The sequence below is a fragment of the Streptomyces sp. NPDC018263 genome, assembly GCF_055562575.1.
In genome coordinates, this window is sequence record NZ_JBVHFA010000002.1 from 117,435 (window position 1) to 130,026 (window position 12,592).

Annotated in this window: 15 protein-coding genes; 9 read left to right on the forward strand and 6 right to left on the reverse strand. The window is 72.5% G+C overall.

Features of this window, described 5'->3' with window-relative positions; translation table 11 throughout:
- Nucleotides 1-95: 95 nt before the first annotated feature.
- Nucleotides 96-656 carry a phosphatase PAP2 family protein gene (locus ACZ3HQ_RS05345; protein ID WP_467508193.1) on the reverse strand — a complete coding sequence of 187 codons (561 nt, stop codon included), beginning with the start codon at nt 654-656 and terminating at the stop codon, nt 96-98.
- The gene (locus tag ACZ3HQ_RS05350) at nt 649-2,007 is read right to left on the reverse strand and encodes a diacylglycerol/lipid kinase family protein (protein WP_467508195.1); all 1,359 of its coding nucleotides are present in this window, start codon (nt 2,005-2,007) and stop codon (nt 649-651) included. Before ACZ3HQ_RS05350 ends, ACZ3HQ_RS05345 begins: the two co-directional genes overlap by 8 nt.
- A gap of 195 nt (nt 2,008-2,202) precedes the next feature.
- Between ACZ3HQ_RS05350 and ACZ3HQ_RS05355 the strand changes: the two genes are divergently transcribed.
- The 4 genes from ACZ3HQ_RS05355 (at nt 2,203) to ACZ3HQ_RS05370 (ending at nt 6,606) form a co-directional block, all read left to right on the forward strand.
- Entirely contained in the window at nt 2,203-2,652 is a 450-nt protein-coding gene (locus tag ACZ3HQ_RS05355) for a GntR family transcriptional regulator (protein ID WP_467508197.1), read from the forward strand.
- A complete protein-coding gene (locus ACZ3HQ_RS05360; RefSeq protein WP_467508199.1) occupies nt 2,627-3,532 on the forward strand; it encodes an ABC transporter ATP-binding protein in 906 nt (301 codons plus the stop codon). The genes ACZ3HQ_RS05355 and ACZ3HQ_RS05360 overlap by 26 nt, the downstream gene beginning before the upstream one ends.
- Nucleotides 3,529-4,434: a hypothetical protein gene (locus ACZ3HQ_RS05365; protein ID WP_467508200.1), complete on the forward strand. Its 906-nt coding sequence runs from the start codon at nt 3,529-3,531 to the stop codon at nt 4,432-4,434. The genes ACZ3HQ_RS05360 and ACZ3HQ_RS05365 overlap by 4 nt, the downstream gene beginning before the upstream one ends.
- 102 nt (nt 4,435-4,536) lie before the next feature.
- Nucleotides 4,537-6,606, forward strand: coding sequence for an ATP-binding SpoIIE family protein phosphatase (locus ACZ3HQ_RS05370; RefSeq protein ID WP_467508202.1), 2,070 nt, complete (start codon nt 4,537-4,539; stop codon nt 6,604-6,606).
- A 47-nt stretch (nt 6,607-6,653) separates the two neighbouring features.
- Here ACZ3HQ_RS05370 and ACZ3HQ_RS05375 read toward each other — a convergent pair whose 3' ends face one another.
- Together ACZ3HQ_RS05375 and ACZ3HQ_RS05380 are read right to left on the reverse strand one after the other, a co-directional pair.
- On the reverse strand, nt 6,654-7,361 hold the full coding sequence (locus tag ACZ3HQ_RS05375) for a TIGR03943 family putative permease subunit (RefSeq protein WP_467508204.1): 708 nt from the start codon (nt 7,359-7,361) through the stop codon (nt 6,654-6,656).
- Nucleotides 7,358-8,365, reverse strand: a complete 1,008-nt coding sequence (locus tag ACZ3HQ_RS05380; RefSeq protein ID WP_467508205.1) for a permease — start codon at nt 8,363-8,365, stop codon at nt 7,358-7,360. Before ACZ3HQ_RS05380 ends, ACZ3HQ_RS05375 begins: the two co-directional genes overlap by 4 nt.
- A 155-nt stretch (nt 8,366-8,520) precedes the next feature.
- On the opposite strand from ACZ3HQ_RS05380, the gene ACZ3HQ_RS05385 reads away from it, so the two are divergent.
- The 5 genes from ACZ3HQ_RS05385 (at nt 8,521) to ACZ3HQ_RS05405 (ending at nt 10,978) form a co-directional block, all read left to right on the forward strand.
- On the forward strand, nt 8,521-8,775 hold the full coding sequence (locus ACZ3HQ_RS05385; protein WP_467508207.1) for a DUF6332 family protein: 255 nt from the start codon (nt 8,521-8,523) through the stop codon (nt 8,773-8,775).
- Between the two features lie 132 nt (nt 8,776-8,907).
- Nucleotides 8,908-9,267 (forward strand): PRC-barrel domain containing protein, encoded by a 360-nt coding sequence (locus tag ACZ3HQ_RS05390; RefSeq protein ID WP_467508209.1) that lies wholly within the window; start codon nt 8,908-8,910, stop codon nt 9,265-9,267.
- 129 nt (nt 9,268-9,396) lie between these two features.
- Nucleotides 9,397-9,603 (forward strand): twin-arginine translocase TatA/TatE family subunit, encoded by a 207-nt coding sequence (locus tag ACZ3HQ_RS05395; RefSeq protein WP_467508210.1) that lies wholly within the window; start codon nt 9,397-9,399, stop codon nt 9,601-9,603.
- A gap of 54 nt (nt 9,604-9,657) precedes the next feature.
- Nucleotides 9,658-10,044 carry a BlaI/MecI/CopY family transcriptional regulator gene (locus ACZ3HQ_RS05400; protein WP_467508212.1) on the forward strand — a complete coding sequence of 129 codons (387 nt, stop codon included), beginning with the start codon at nt 9,658-9,660 and terminating at the stop codon, nt 10,042-10,044.
- 7 nt (nt 10,045-10,051) lie between these two features.
- Nucleotides 10,052-10,978 carry a M56 family metallopeptidase gene (locus tag ACZ3HQ_RS05405; protein ID WP_467508213.1) on the forward strand — a complete coding sequence of 309 codons (927 nt, stop codon included), beginning with the start codon at nt 10,052-10,054 and terminating at the stop codon, nt 10,976-10,978.
- A gap of 29 nt (nt 10,979-11,007) precedes the next feature.
- Here ACZ3HQ_RS05405 and ACZ3HQ_RS05410 read toward each other — a convergent pair whose 3' ends face one another.
- Together ACZ3HQ_RS05410 and ACZ3HQ_RS05415 are read right to left on the reverse strand one after the other, a co-directional pair.
- Entirely contained in the window at nt 11,008-11,463 is a 456-nt protein-coding gene (locus ACZ3HQ_RS05410) for a tellurite resistance TerB family protein (protein ID WP_467508215.1), read from the reverse strand.
- 75 nt (nt 11,464-11,538) lie between these two features.
- A complete protein-coding gene (locus tag ACZ3HQ_RS05415; RefSeq protein ID WP_467508217.1) occupies nt 11,539-12,474 on the reverse strand; it encodes a sporulation protein in 936 nt (311 codons plus the stop codon).
- Nucleotides 12,475-12,592: the final 118 nt, after the last annotated feature.

A 12,592-nucleotide genomic window follows, 5' to 3' on the forward strand; every position in this document is an offset into this window, starting at 1 on the left:
ATGTGGGCTTCGGACACGTGCCGCCACCACACGTGGCCCCCGTACACGTGGCCCCCGTACACGTGGCCCCCGTACACGTGGGCCGCCCCCGCCCCTCAGCCCAGCTTCCGCACCACGGCCAGTGACACCGCCGCCGCCGCGAATCCCAGTACCGCGCCCGCCGCCACATCGCCCGGATAGTGCACGCCGGTGTGGACGCGGGAGTAGCCGACGGCGACCGCCAGGGAGCCGAGGGGGACGGCGGCCGGGGGCAGGAGGATGCCCACGGCGGTGGCGAAGGCGGTGGCCGAGGCCGTGTGGCCGGAGGGGAAGGATGCCGACTCGGGCATGGGCACGTGCCGGGCCACCGCCACCTGGGCCTCCTCCCGGTCGGGCCGGTGGCGGCGCACCATCCGCTTGCCGAGCAGGTTCGCCGCCGCCGACGCCAGCGTGACCGAGGCGAGCCCGGCCAGGGCGGCGCGGCGCGGGCGGCCCGGCAGCAGGGCGAGGGCCGCCGCGACGCCGAGCGAGATCTTCGAGTGGTCGGCCGCGTGCGACAGCAGCCGCAGTGCACGGTCCAGCGCGGGCGTCGGCGTGGCGGCCACGGCGGCGTACAGCGCGCCGTCGACCGCGCGCAGGTCGCCGAGGACGGCGGGGACGGTGTCGCGGTCAGCCACGGTTCTCTCCCGGTGCGGTGCGCCCGGCGGGACCGAACGCGAGGTCCAGCAGTTTCCGCCAGTCGATCGGCGGCGCGGGCGGCGGCACGCCGGGTCGGTCGCGCGGCAGCAGCACCCGCAGCGCGCCCGGCCGTACCGAGCAGGTGACCGGTGCGCGCAGCCACAGCGCCTCGCCGTCCACCGCCACCGGGATCTCCTCCTCCCCGGCCGCCACCTCGACCCGGTGCGCGGCCGTCACGGTGAGCCCCGGCGCCTGCGACCCCCGTACGGCAAGCTCCGCCGCCTGGGCCGCGTTCTCCACTCTGATCCCGATCACGCCCAGCTCACCGGTGTCGAGCCGGGGCCGGCGTCCGCCGCCGCTCAGCTCGTCGGGGGAGACGTACGGGTTGTTGCTGACCAGGAGGGCCTGCTGGTCGGCGAGCCGGTTGCCGTCCACCTTCGCGTCGAGCCGTCGTACGCCCTCTCTGGCCAGCAGGTCCGGCATCAGGTTGAGGGCGGTGCCGGTCTTGTTGTCGCGGTACTCGGGGCTCTGCACGATGTCCGCGTACACCCCGAAGGACACCGTGTTGACGAAGGGCCGGCCGGAGACGTCGCCGAGGTCGACGCGGGCCTCCTCGCCGTCGGTCAGGGCGTCGAGGCAGCGGGCGGGGTCGGTGCGGTCGAGGCCGAGGTCCATGGCGAAGTGGTTGCGGGTGCCCGCGGAGATCACCAGGAAGGGCAGGTGATGCTCGGCGGCGACCGCCGCCACCAGCGCCTGGGTGCCGTCACCCCCCGCGACACCTAGACAGTCGGCACCCTCGGCCACGGCTTCCCGGGCCAGTTCGGTCACATCGGCGGGCTGTGAGGGGTCGAGCAGGATCACCCGCGCGCCCAGGTCCTCCGCCCTTTTCACCAGGTCGAAGCGGTCGACCTTGCCGCCGCCGGACTTCGGGTTCATGATCAGCACCGCTCGTTTCGGCCGATGAGCGCGGGTGGACCGTTGCGCCCGGTGCGGACGCGCCTTGCGCAGCGCCTCGCGGCCGGTGAAGCCCGCGACCGACCAGCACACGGCGGAGATGAGCGCGACCAGCCACAGACCGCTCCGCGTGATGAACACCAGAAAGCCCACCGGCGCGGCGACGGCCACGAGCGCGCCGAGGAACCGCACCACGCCCCGCCGGGCCACGAACCACCAGATGCCGACGGCGAAGAGCACCAGCCCGATCAGCGCCGCCAGGGCCACCAGCAGCCCGCCCCCGCCGACCGCGAGCAGCAGCACCACCGCGGCGCCGATCGCCGCCACCACGGCACATCGCGCGAGCAGCCGGGCGGCCAGCCCCGCCCGGAACCGCGCCGTCCGTGCGCCGCCCATCACGTCCTCCCGGTGCCTCTCGTCCCGCCCGCCCACACCACCAGCTTGGCGCAGGCCCTCCGGCGGCGGGCGGCCGGGAGGGCTATCTGGACCTACCGGCGTGGGGCCTCGGCGCGACAAGGGTTGGGCCTTGACGTGCTCGGAGCCCCCAATGCATCATTCCATTAGTTCATTGGTTGAAAGCGGGGTTTCGCCGTGGCGTTCGCCTTCCGGATCGATCGGTCCAGTGGGGTACCCAGCTACGTCCAGATCGTCCAGCAGGTCCAACAGGCCCTGAGGCTCGGCCAGTTGGAACCCGGCGACCGGCTGCCGACCGCCCGTGCGGTGGTGGAGGCGACCGCGCTCAACCCCAACACCGTGCTCAAGGCGTACCGCGAGCTGGAGTCCCAGGGCCTGGTCGAGACCCGGCGCAGGCACGGGACGTTCATCACCGGCACGCTCGGCGCCGCCTCCGGCGACTCGCCCTGGCGGGCGGAACTGGCGGACGTGGCCGCGCGGGCCCGCGCGGCGGGGCTGGAGCGCGAAGACCTCGCCGCGCTGTTCACCGCCGTCGTCGAAGACCTCTACTCGTCGAATTACTCGTCGAAGTACCCGTCGAATCACTCATCGAAGGAACCCGATGTCGTTCCCCACCAGCAGTCCTGAAGCGGCGCTCGCCGCGGACGGCGTCACCAGGAGATACCGGCGCGGCGGTCCGGACGCGCTCGGCGGCTGCACCTTCGCCGTCCCCGCCGGGGTCGTCTGCGCGCTCGTCGGACCGAACGGCGCGGGCAAGTCGACCCTGCTGGAACTGGCGGCCGGGCTCCAGCGGCCCACCTCCGGCGCCGTCGAGGTCTTCGGCGGCCCGGCGCGCATAGGCCATGCGCGGGTCGCCTACCTGGCGCAGGACCGGCCCCTGTTCCCCCGGTTCACCGTCGCCGAGACGCTGCGCCTGGGCGCGCGGCTCAACGAGGGCAACTGGGACGCGGAGCTGGCGGAACGCTTCGCCGACCCCTCCCGCTTCGGCAAGGGCGACCGTGTCGGCAACCTGTCCGGCGGCGAACGCACCCGGATCGCCCTGGCCCTCGCCCTCGGCAAGCGGGCCGACCTGCTGCTGCTCGACGAGCCGATGGCGGACCTGGACGTCCTCGCGCGCCAGGAACTGATGGGCCTGCTCATGGCGCACGTCGCCGACACGGGCGCCACGGTGGTCATGTCCTCGCACATCCTGTCCGAGCTGACCGACGTCTGCGACCACCTGCTGCTGCTCGACGCGGGTACGACCCGGCTCTGCGGCGACATGGACGAACTGACCGGCGCCCACGCCGTGGTGGCCTTCGCCGGGGGCGCCGAGCAGCTCGACGGTCACGCCGTCGTCGAGTCCCGTCCCGCCGGGCGCGGCACCACCGCCCTGATCCGCCGCGCGGGTGCCCTCCCCGCCGACTGGGAGGTGCGGCCGCCCTCGGTGGAGGAGCTGGTGCTCGCGCACCTCACCGGCTCGTCCCTTCCCGCCCCGACATCGCCTCGCAAGGACACCGCCGCATGAGCGCCGCCATCGCCGCCGTTCCGACCTCCCCCCGCCCCGGCCGCCTCCGGCCCCTCGCCGGGATCGCCCTGCGTCAGTACTGGGTCCCCGGCGTGATCCTGCTGCTGATGGCCCTGAGCATCGGCGTCCGGATCGTCCACCACTACTACGGCTGGGCCGACGCCGTCGCGCTGCGGAACCACGTCGGCAGCGAGGCGTACCACTTCGGACGCTACACGGATGACGCCCACACCATGACGGCGAAACTCATGGATGACGGCGCCATGCTCGCCTTCCAGCCGGCCCTGTTCGCCGCGCTCCTCACCGGTGTGCTGACCGCACGTGAATGGGAGACGCGGCGTGTGGTCCTCGCCCTCACCCAGACGGTCACCCCCCGGCGCTGGTTCGGCGTCCGCTGGGCGACGCTCGCGGCGATCCTGGTGGTGCCGACCGTTCCACTGGTGGCGCTGTACCGGATGAGCGTCGTGCACGCCTACGGCCTCGACCTGCTCACCTACGGTGCCGAGCGGCAGAACGCGTACTACACGATCGGCCCCGTCACCGTCGCCTACGTCCTCCTCGGCGTCGCGGCCGGCGCCCTGACCGGCACGTATCTGCGCCGCCTGTGGCCCACCCTGCTCGCCGCCCCGCTCCTGACCTGGCTCGTGGCCGCCGTGCTCGTCCGGTCCCGCGCGATGCTGCTGCTCGACCTCCCGGTCCTCTCCAAGGTCCACGGCTTCCACCCCGGCGGCGTATTCGGCCTGATGTTCTACGACACGCTGCCCCAGGACGCCTACCTCACCAACGCCCTCACTCCCGGCGACTACTGGCCGTACCAGCTCGCCTCCAGCGCCCTGGTCCTCGTGGCGGCAGCCCTGCTGACCCTGACCGCCTTCCGCGTCATCCGGCGCCGCACGGCCTGACCCGGACACGGTCCCGCCCCGGCGAAGGTGATCGCCGGGGCGGAGCCATGCCCCCGGAATGCGCCCCGCCAGCGTGTTGCGCATGCTGGTTGGGGAGGTGCCATGGAAGGCGACGCCCGACGCGAGCGGACCCTTGAGACCTGTCCCGAGGCCATGCGCGTGGCCTGTGAGGCGCTGACGGCCTCGCCGCTGGCGATCCTCGTCCTCGACGACGAGCTGCGCGTCACCGAGTGCAACGAGGCCGCGCACCACCTGCTGGCCGGCGCCGATCCGACCGGCAAGGTGATCACCGACGTACTGCCGCTGCGCGACCCCGAGACCGAGACGGCCGGCGCACGCGACGTACGGACCAGCGGCGTGGCCTCGCTGAACCGGCTGGTCCGCACCCGCCGGACCCCCCGGCAGGCCCCCCGCACCCTCTGCCTCTCGCTCTTCCCGCTGCCGCCGGACCGCGAGGGTTCCGGGCTCATCTGCACGATCGCGGACATCGCGCCTAAGGAGACGGACTCCGGTACCGACCCGCTGCGGCGGCTGGCGGCCATCCAGGGCGAGGTCGGGGAGACCCTCGACCACGACACCACCTGCGCGGAACTCGCCGACGCGCTCGTCCCGGGCGCCGCCGACACCGTCGTCATCGCCCTCGCCGAGCACATGACCCAGGGCGAACCCCCGCCGCTGACCCGGCACCACGCCGAGCCGCTGTGCCCGATCGCGTGCAGCGGAGCCCCCGAGGGCAGCCACGTCTGGCCCCTCGACCAGCGCCTCTTCGCGCCGCTCCTGGCCGCCCGGGCCCCGCGCGCCACCGACATCGAGGCCGACACCCGCTGGCTGGACGCCGAACCCGCGCTGAAACGCCTGCTGCGCGCGGCCGGGGCGCACGCGCTGCTCGCGGCGCCGGTCATGCGCGAGGGGACCGTACTCGGCCTGCTGCTGCTCTACCGGGGTGAGACGCCGGCCCCGTTCTCCCACGAGGACATCGCCCTCGTGGAGAAGGTCTGCGCGCACACCGCGCGGTGCCTGGACCACGCCAGCCGCTTCCACCGCGAGCACACCATCGCGCTCGCCATCCAGCACTCCCTGCTGCCCCGGCAGCCACCCACCGGAGCCGCGCTCGACATCGCCGACCTGCGGCTGCCCGGCGAGGAGAGCGGGGGCGGCTGGTTCGACGTGATGCCGCTGTCGGGGGCCCGTACCGGCCTCGCCGTCGGACAGGTCACCGGGTTCGGCGTACGGACGGCCACCACGATGGGCGAGCTGCGGACGGCCGGCCGCTCCCTCGCCACGCTCGACCTCCAGCCGGGGGAGCTGCTGGCACGGCTGAGCCGTACGACCGCGACGCTGGCGCGCGACCGGAATGCCGCCCAGCGGGAGTCCGGGCGGTTGCGCGCCGGGTGCACCTACGCGGAGTGGGACCCGCTGTCGTGCGAGGTCACGGTGGCGCGGGCGGGTGGGCCCGAGGTGCTGCTCGTGCGTCCGGACGGCACGATCGACACCGTCAGCACGCCCGAAGGACCCTCCCTCGGCGGTCCGGCCGAACCGATCCCGTCCGTCACCGCCGCCGTCCCGCCGGAGTCGCTGCTGATCCTGCACACCCCCGGCCTCACCGACGACCCCGCCGAGGTGCCCGGCCTGCTGCGCCGGGCGCTGGACCGGCTCCCCGACTCCGACGGCGTGGACCCGCGGGCCCTCTGCGACGAACTGGCCGGCCTCCTCACCTCCCACCCGCGCGCGATCGAGGCGCAGGTACTCGTCTGCCGGGTCATGGCCTTCCCGCGCGATCGCGTCGCCACCCTCGCCCTCCCCGACGGCCCGCAGGCCGCGGAGGCCGCCCGCGCCTGCTGCGAGCAACACCTGCGCGCATGGGGGCTGGACGAGGACATCCGCTTCAACGGGCAGCTCATCGTCAGTGAGTTCGCCGGCAACGCCGTCCGCCACGGCACGCCACCGGCCCGCCTCCGCCTCATCTTCGACCAGGCCCTCACGATCGAGGTCTCCGACACCGGCGGCAACGCCCCGCTGCTGCGGCATGCGCAGGAGGGGGACGAGGGCGGGCGCGGGCTGTTCATCGTCTCCCAGCTCGCGGACCGTTGGGGGACTCGGTACGAGAGCGGGGGCGGGAAGACGATCTGGGCGGAGGTGGATACGCCGGGGGAGCGGGATGAGGAGGAGTGAGGGGGCTGAATGTGCAACTCCCCGACGTGTGTGCGGACTTGATTGGCTCAGCCCAGCGGGAGGGCGTCCGTGTAGCCGTTCGTGGGGCGGTGGATCTTCTTCAAGGTGTGGGCGTCCAGGGCTACTTCGGCCGACGCGGTGCCGAGGGTGCCGTGGGGGTGCCAGGCGCCGGTCACCGTGACCCAGGTGTCGGACTTCGGGGCAGGGATGCCGTAGACGCGGACCTTCACCGACTGGGCGTCCGCGGCACAGCAGTTGATGATCAGGCGGCTCAGGTACCAGCCACCGCCCCGGCCTGCGGGCGTCGCGAAGCCCGTCATCTGTACGGTCCGGGTGCGGATCGCCTTCGTGTGGTCCTCGCGTACGCGGTCCGTGAAGTCGCCCAGGGTGAGGGGGAGTGGGGAGGCCGGGGGGAGGGGGTCGAAGTCCTGGGGCTGGGCGGGGGCGGACTTCGGGGCTTCCCGGGATGCCGTGTAGGCGCCGAGTGCCGGCGGGGCCCAGAGGGCGAGGCTCAGCACCGGGAGGAACAGGAGCCAGGCGGTGCGGGGCGGTAGGTGGTCGTCGTCGTGGCGCGTACGCCGGTACCAGGACCAGGCTTCCGCGAGGCCGAGCGTCAGCAGTACGGCGCCGGAGGCGATCAGCAGGGGGCGCATGCCCGCCTTGACGTAGCGCAGATACAGGTCGGTGAAGAGCGAACCCCGCAGCAGCGCGAGGCCGCTGAGGACGAGCAACGCCGCCTGTACGGGACGTCTCACAGCAGCACCCCTCCGATCACCGCACTGCACACGATGGCCACGAGGGCCGTCGCGGCGGAGAACCGTACGGCGAAGGCCCGTCCGAAGGTCCCCGCCTGCAAGGCGATCAGCTTCAGGTCGACCATCGGGCCCACCACCATGAACGTCAGCCGCGCCACCGGCGAGAACCCGGTCAGCGAGGCCGCCACGAACGCGTCCGCCTCCGAGCAGACCGCGAGCACGACGGCCAGCCCCGCCAGGAACGGCACCGACAGCCAGGCCGAACCGGTGAACGCGTCGAGCAGGGACGGCGGTACGGCCACGTTGAAGGTGGCCGCCGCCAGCGCGCCCACCACCAGGAACCCGCCCGCGTGCAGGAAGTCGTGCTGGAATCCGCCCCGGAACTCCGCCCAGCGGCTGTGCCCGTGCCGGTGCCCGGTGTGCCGTACGGTCGGCCGTAGCCACTCCGCCTTGCCCCGCCAGAGCCACAGCCAGCCCATCAGGGCCGCGACGACGACCGAGGTCAGCAGCCGGGCCAGCACCATCATGGGCTGACCGGGAAAGGCCACGGCGGTCGCGGTGAGCACGATCGGGTTCACGGCCGGGGCGGACAGCAGGAACGCGAACGCCGCCGCCGGCTCCACCCCGCGCCCGATCAGACTGCCGGCCACCGGCACCGACGCACACTCACACCCCGGCAGCACCACCCCGGCAACCCCCGCCACCGGCACGGCCAACGCGGCCCGCCTCGGCAGCAGCCGCGTGAACACGGACGCCGGTACGAACGCGTTGATCGCCCCCGACAGCGCCGTACCGAGCAGCATGAACGGCACGGCCTGCAGGAACACGGCGAGCGCGACGGTCCGCCACGCCTGTACGGCCGGGGCGTCGCCCCACTCGCCCACGACGAACACGATCACACCGGGCAGCAGGGCCGCACCCAGTAGAACCCACGGCCAGTACCGCATCCATCCCGCAGGGGCGGGCGTCACCACTTCCGCGCCCCGCTCCTGCGTCTGCCGCATCGCCGCCGACCTCTGTCACCTGTTGCTCATTCGATCGGATCAACATAGCGGGCGGTGTGAAGGGACGGGTTCCCGGGCTCCGTCGACCGATCCGCGCGACTGCCGCCTTGAGTGAACGACGTTCACCACGCGAGGTCCGGTGCGAGACTTCCGGAATGGATATGGGGCGGGAGTCGCGGTGGGAGAAGGATGCGATGACGGTGGAGATCGGCTTCGCCCTGGTTACCGCTGTCGCTCTTGCCGCGGTGGTGTTTGCTGTCCCTCTGGCCGTCACTCGCCTCTTCGGCTTCTCCGGTTCGGTGTCCAGAGCCGTGCTGATGGGAGGAGCCTTGGCCGGAACGGCGGCCGGGCTGTGGCGGCTGTGGCGGGTGCTGTACCGCTTTGACGTGGAGCGCCGTAAGGGCCGGTGACGTCGAGGTGCTCCCCATGAGGGACCTCGGGTTTGTTCACCCCCAGGCAGGACACCCGCCCGTTGAGCCCCTGGTGGGAGACGGGTGTGGACCGCATCCACCTCCTGGGGCTGGAGTATGGAGGTGTCGTATATGACCGCCGAGAACATCTGGAGCTATGGGCCGACCGCTGGGCACACGCCGGACGCTGATCTGAGCGGGTACAAGGTGGAGGCGCTCGACGGGCACATCGGCAAGGTGGACAAGCACTCGAACGACGTGGGGGAGCAGTACATCGTCGTGGACACCGGGGTGTGGATCTTCGGTAAGGAGGTGCTGCTGCCGGCCGGGACGATCACGGGGATCAACCACGAGGAGCGGACGGTGCATGTGGCCCGCACCAAGGACCAGATCAAGGACGCGCCGGAGTTCGACAAGGACAAGCATCTGGGCGACCCGGCGTACCGGGACCAGATCAGCGGTCACTACGGCGGGCACGGCTCGGGGCACTGAGCGGCGCTTCGGCGGGACCCGTCTCGGCCAGACCTCGTCCGGGGGGAGACTTCTACAGCAATGTAGATAATGATGGTGGGCGGGGCCGGCCGGTCTCGCCCACCACCCCGCTGGGAGGAACCGCATCCGATGTTCGGCCTGAGTGAAATCGCCCTGCTCCTCATCGTGTTGATCGTCCTCCTCGGTGCCAGGAAGCTGCCCGGTCTCGTCCGTTCCGCCGGCCAGGCCACCCGCATCTTCAAGAGCGAGGCCCGCGCCCTGCGCACCCAGGACGCCCCGGCCGCCGCCGGACCCGTTGTCGAGGGCACCGTCCTGCCCCGCGACGAGCGGAGCTGAGCCCACCCGCCGGCGGCCTACGATCTACCCACGGCGAAGAGGAAAGGGGTGGGCGTGAACGACCAGCGGCGTACCCGGCGACGGGGCCAGGGCGAGTTGGAGGGGCTGGTGCTCTCCGCCCTGCGCGAGACCCGCACGCCCGCGTCGGCCGGCCGGGTGCAGGAACACCTCGGCGGCGACCTCGCCTACACCACCGTCATCACCATCCTCACCCGCCTGCTCGCCAAGGGCGCCGTCACCCGCGAACGCGCCGGCCGCTCCTTCGTGTGGACCCCGGTCTCCGACCAGGCCGGCCTCGCCGCGCACCGGATGCGCAAGGTGCTCGACGGCGAGAGCGACCGCGAGGCCGTGCTGTCCCGCTTCGTCACCTCCCTCGCACCGGACGACGAACGTCTCCTGCGGCACCTGCTGGGCGAGTCGGGCCCGGACGGAGAAGGCTGAGAGATCCATGGGCGTGTTCGTCCTGCTGCCGCTGGTGCTCCCCCTGACGGCATGGCCGGTCGCCCGGCTCGCCGAACAACGGCTGCACCCCCGCGCCGCGACCTGGCTGCTCACCGTCACCGCCTGCGCGCTGGCCCTGTGCAGCACGCTCTGCCTGACCCTGCTCATGGTGGTCGGCACCGCCCAACTCCCCGGCAATCCCCTGCCGGACGCCTGGTCGGACGACGAGGTGCGCGAGGCCGTCCCGTACGACGAGGTCGCGGGCCAGGCCGCCATCCCCGCCTTGCTCGCCGTACTCGCGGGCTGCTCACGTGTGGTGTGGCGCCATGTGCGGGTACGGCGGCGCGCCGAGCGGAGCCTCGCGGGCCTGCCCCGGCGTACGGTCGCCGTGCTGCCCGACCCGGAGCCCTACGCCTACGCCCTGCCGGACCGGAGCCGGGGGCGGGTGGTGGTGTCGACCGGCATGCTGACCCGGCTGGCCGCACGGGAACGCCGGGCGCTGTTCGCGCACGAGCGGGCGCACCTCGCGGGCGGCCACCACCGGTTCCTGCTGCTGGTCCAACTGGCCGCGCATGCCAACCCGTTCCTGCGCCCGCTGCGTACCGCCGTGTCGTACACGGTGGAGCGGTGGGCCGACGAGGAGGCGGCCGGGGCGGTGCGCAGCCGGCAGACGGTGGCCCGCGCCATCGGCAAGGCGGCGCTGATCTCGCGGCCGCACCCCGTGCTGGCCGGGTTCGCGGCGCCGGGACCCGTGCCGCGCCGGGTGGCCGCGCTGCTGGGGCCCGCGCCCGCCGTGCACGTCTGGCCGTCGCTGTTCACGGCCGTGGGAGTGGCGGCCTGGACGGCGGCGGCCGGGACGATGATCTCGGCACTGTCCTCGGCCAATTCGGCGGTGACGCTGTTCCTCGTACTGAAGGCGGCCACCCCGCTATAAGAGTGGCCGCCACCGTGGAACTCGGTGTCTCAGAGGTCGAACTCGTGCGGCGGCAGATCGAGGGCGAAGCACGCCTCGCGGACCACCGCCTGCTCGTCCTTGTCGAAGTCGCCGTCCGCACCGCCGATCACGATGCCGATCTGGACGACGGCACGCGCCTCGGCCGGCTTCTTCTTCGCCTTGGCGATCTCCTGGAGCACGCTGACCTTGCCGAAGTCGTAGTCGGCGGTCAGCTTGCCGAGGTTGTCCTCGAACCGGCGCTGGAGATCCATCGCGTCGAAGTTCTGCAACACCTCGTTGCCCGCGATGAGTTGCGCGACGCGGCGCCGCTCGGACGGGTCCACCGTGCCGTCGGCGGCCGCCACCAGCGCGCACATCGCCATCGAGGCGTCGCGGAAGGCGCCGCTCTTCAGGTCGTTCTTCCGTGCCACCAACTGCGTCTGCATGGTGGCGGCGGATTCCTTGACTCGGTCCCACAGGGCCATGAGTGCTCCAGATCTCGAACGGAAGGAGCCGTGCCGCTGCCCGGCCCCCAAGTGCCCCCGCAGTACGGGGATTTCTCAGTCCTCTTCGTCGCCCTCGAAGGAGTCGCCCACCTCGTCCACGACTTCGGCCGCGACCATGCCACCGACCACCCCGACGGCCAGCCCGGCCGCGCCCGCCGCGACGGCGGTGCCCACACCCATGCCGGGACGTGAACCGTGGTGCGGCTCGGCGTACACCGCGCCCCGGTTCTCCAGCAGTTGCCGGAACCAGCCGTCGACCACCGTGTTCCAGTCCACCCCGGTCACGTCGTGCGAGACGGTGAACCGGCCGAGCGCGTCATGCCCGCCGCCCAGGAATCCGCCCCGCTTGTCGGCCTCCACCACGACCTCCATACCGCCGGGATGGGCGAGGAAGGTCAGCTCGAACTCACCGGCCCCGTACGCGTACTGCGGAGCCGAGGTCAACTCGATCTCCTGGTAGAAGGGGAGTTGCTGGCCCGTACCGCCGACACGGCCGTACTCCAGGTCGGCCGACCGGAAGCCGAAGCCCAGTTGGCCCAGCGCCTCCAGGACGGCCTCCTGTACCGGCAACGGCCGTACGGCCAGCGGGTCCAGGTCGCCCCTGTCGCGCGCCCCGGTCACCGCCAGCTCGATCCGCACACCCAGCACGATGCCGAGCGGCTGTCCGTACAGCTCGGTGACCGGGGTCTCCCACGGCAGCGGCACGTCGAACCGCACCGCGCGCGGCTCACCCTCTCCGAGCCGGAACCCGCCGTCGACGGTGAACCGTTCGAAGACGACGGTGCCTTCACCCTCCCCGTGCTCGTGTTCCGCCTCGACCCGGGCGGCCAGTTCGAGCGTGATGTGATCGATGTCGGAGGCCGTGGAGCCGCCCGTCAGGCGGACCTCTCCCGACAGCGTGCCGCCGGGCAGCACGGCACCGGGGTCCAGGACGGTGTCCACCGTGGGCCCTCCCACACCGAGCGAACCGAGCAGCCTCTTGAACACCATGCGGCGTCCACTCCCTCTCTTGTTTCTACAAGTGTGTAGAAGCATAGGTCGGGTCGGGGGCTCGGTCCACCAACGAACCGGGGTGGTACTGACGTTCCATCGGCCCGGATGAAACGAT

Bases quoted from the DNA above. Each gene is read 5' to 3' on its own strand.
- ACZ3HQ_RS05350 (WP_467508195.1), bottom strand. From the start codon at position 2,007: ATGGGCGGCGCACGGACGGCGCGGTTCCGGGCGGGGCTGGCCGCCCGG.
- ACZ3HQ_RS05360 (WP_467508199.1), top strand. From the start codon at position 2,627: ATGTCGTTCCCCACCAGCAGTCCTGAAGCGGCGCTCGCCGCGGACGGC.
- ACZ3HQ_RS05365 (WP_467508200.1), top strand. From the start codon at position 3,529: ATGAGCGCCGCCATCGCCGCCGTTCCGACCTCCCCCCGCCCCGGCCGC.
- ACZ3HQ_RS05370 (WP_467508202.1), top strand. From the start codon at position 4,537: ATGGAAGGCGACGCCCGACGCGAGCGGACCCTTGAGACCTGTCCCGAG.
- ACZ3HQ_RS05380 (WP_467508205.1), bottom strand. From the start codon at position 8,365: ATGCGGCAGACGCAGGAGCGGGGCGCGGAAGTGGTGACGCCCGCCCCT.
- ACZ3HQ_RS05385 (WP_467508207.1), top strand. From the start codon at position 8,521: ATGGATATGGGGCGGGAGTCGCGGTGGGAGAAGGATGCGATGACGGTG.
- ACZ3HQ_RS05390 (WP_467508209.1), top strand. From the start codon at position 8,908: ATGACCGCCGAGAACATCTGGAGCTATGGGCCGACCGCTGGGCACACG.
- ACZ3HQ_RS05395 (WP_467508210.1), top strand. From the start codon at position 9,397: ATGTTCGGCCTGAGTGAAATCGCCCTGCTCCTCATCGTGTTGATCGTC.
- ACZ3HQ_RS05405 (WP_467508213.1), top strand. From the start codon at position 10,052: ATGGGCGTGTTCGTCCTGCTGCCGCTGGTGCTCCCCCTGACGGCATGG.
- ACZ3HQ_RS05410 (WP_467508215.1), bottom strand. From the start codon at position 11,463: ATGGCCCTGTGGGACCGAGTCAAGGAATCCGCCGCCACCATGCAGACG.
- ACZ3HQ_RS05415 (WP_467508217.1), bottom strand. From the start codon at position 12,474: ATGGTGTTCAAGAGGCTGCTCGGTTCGCTCGGTGTGGGAGGGCCCACG.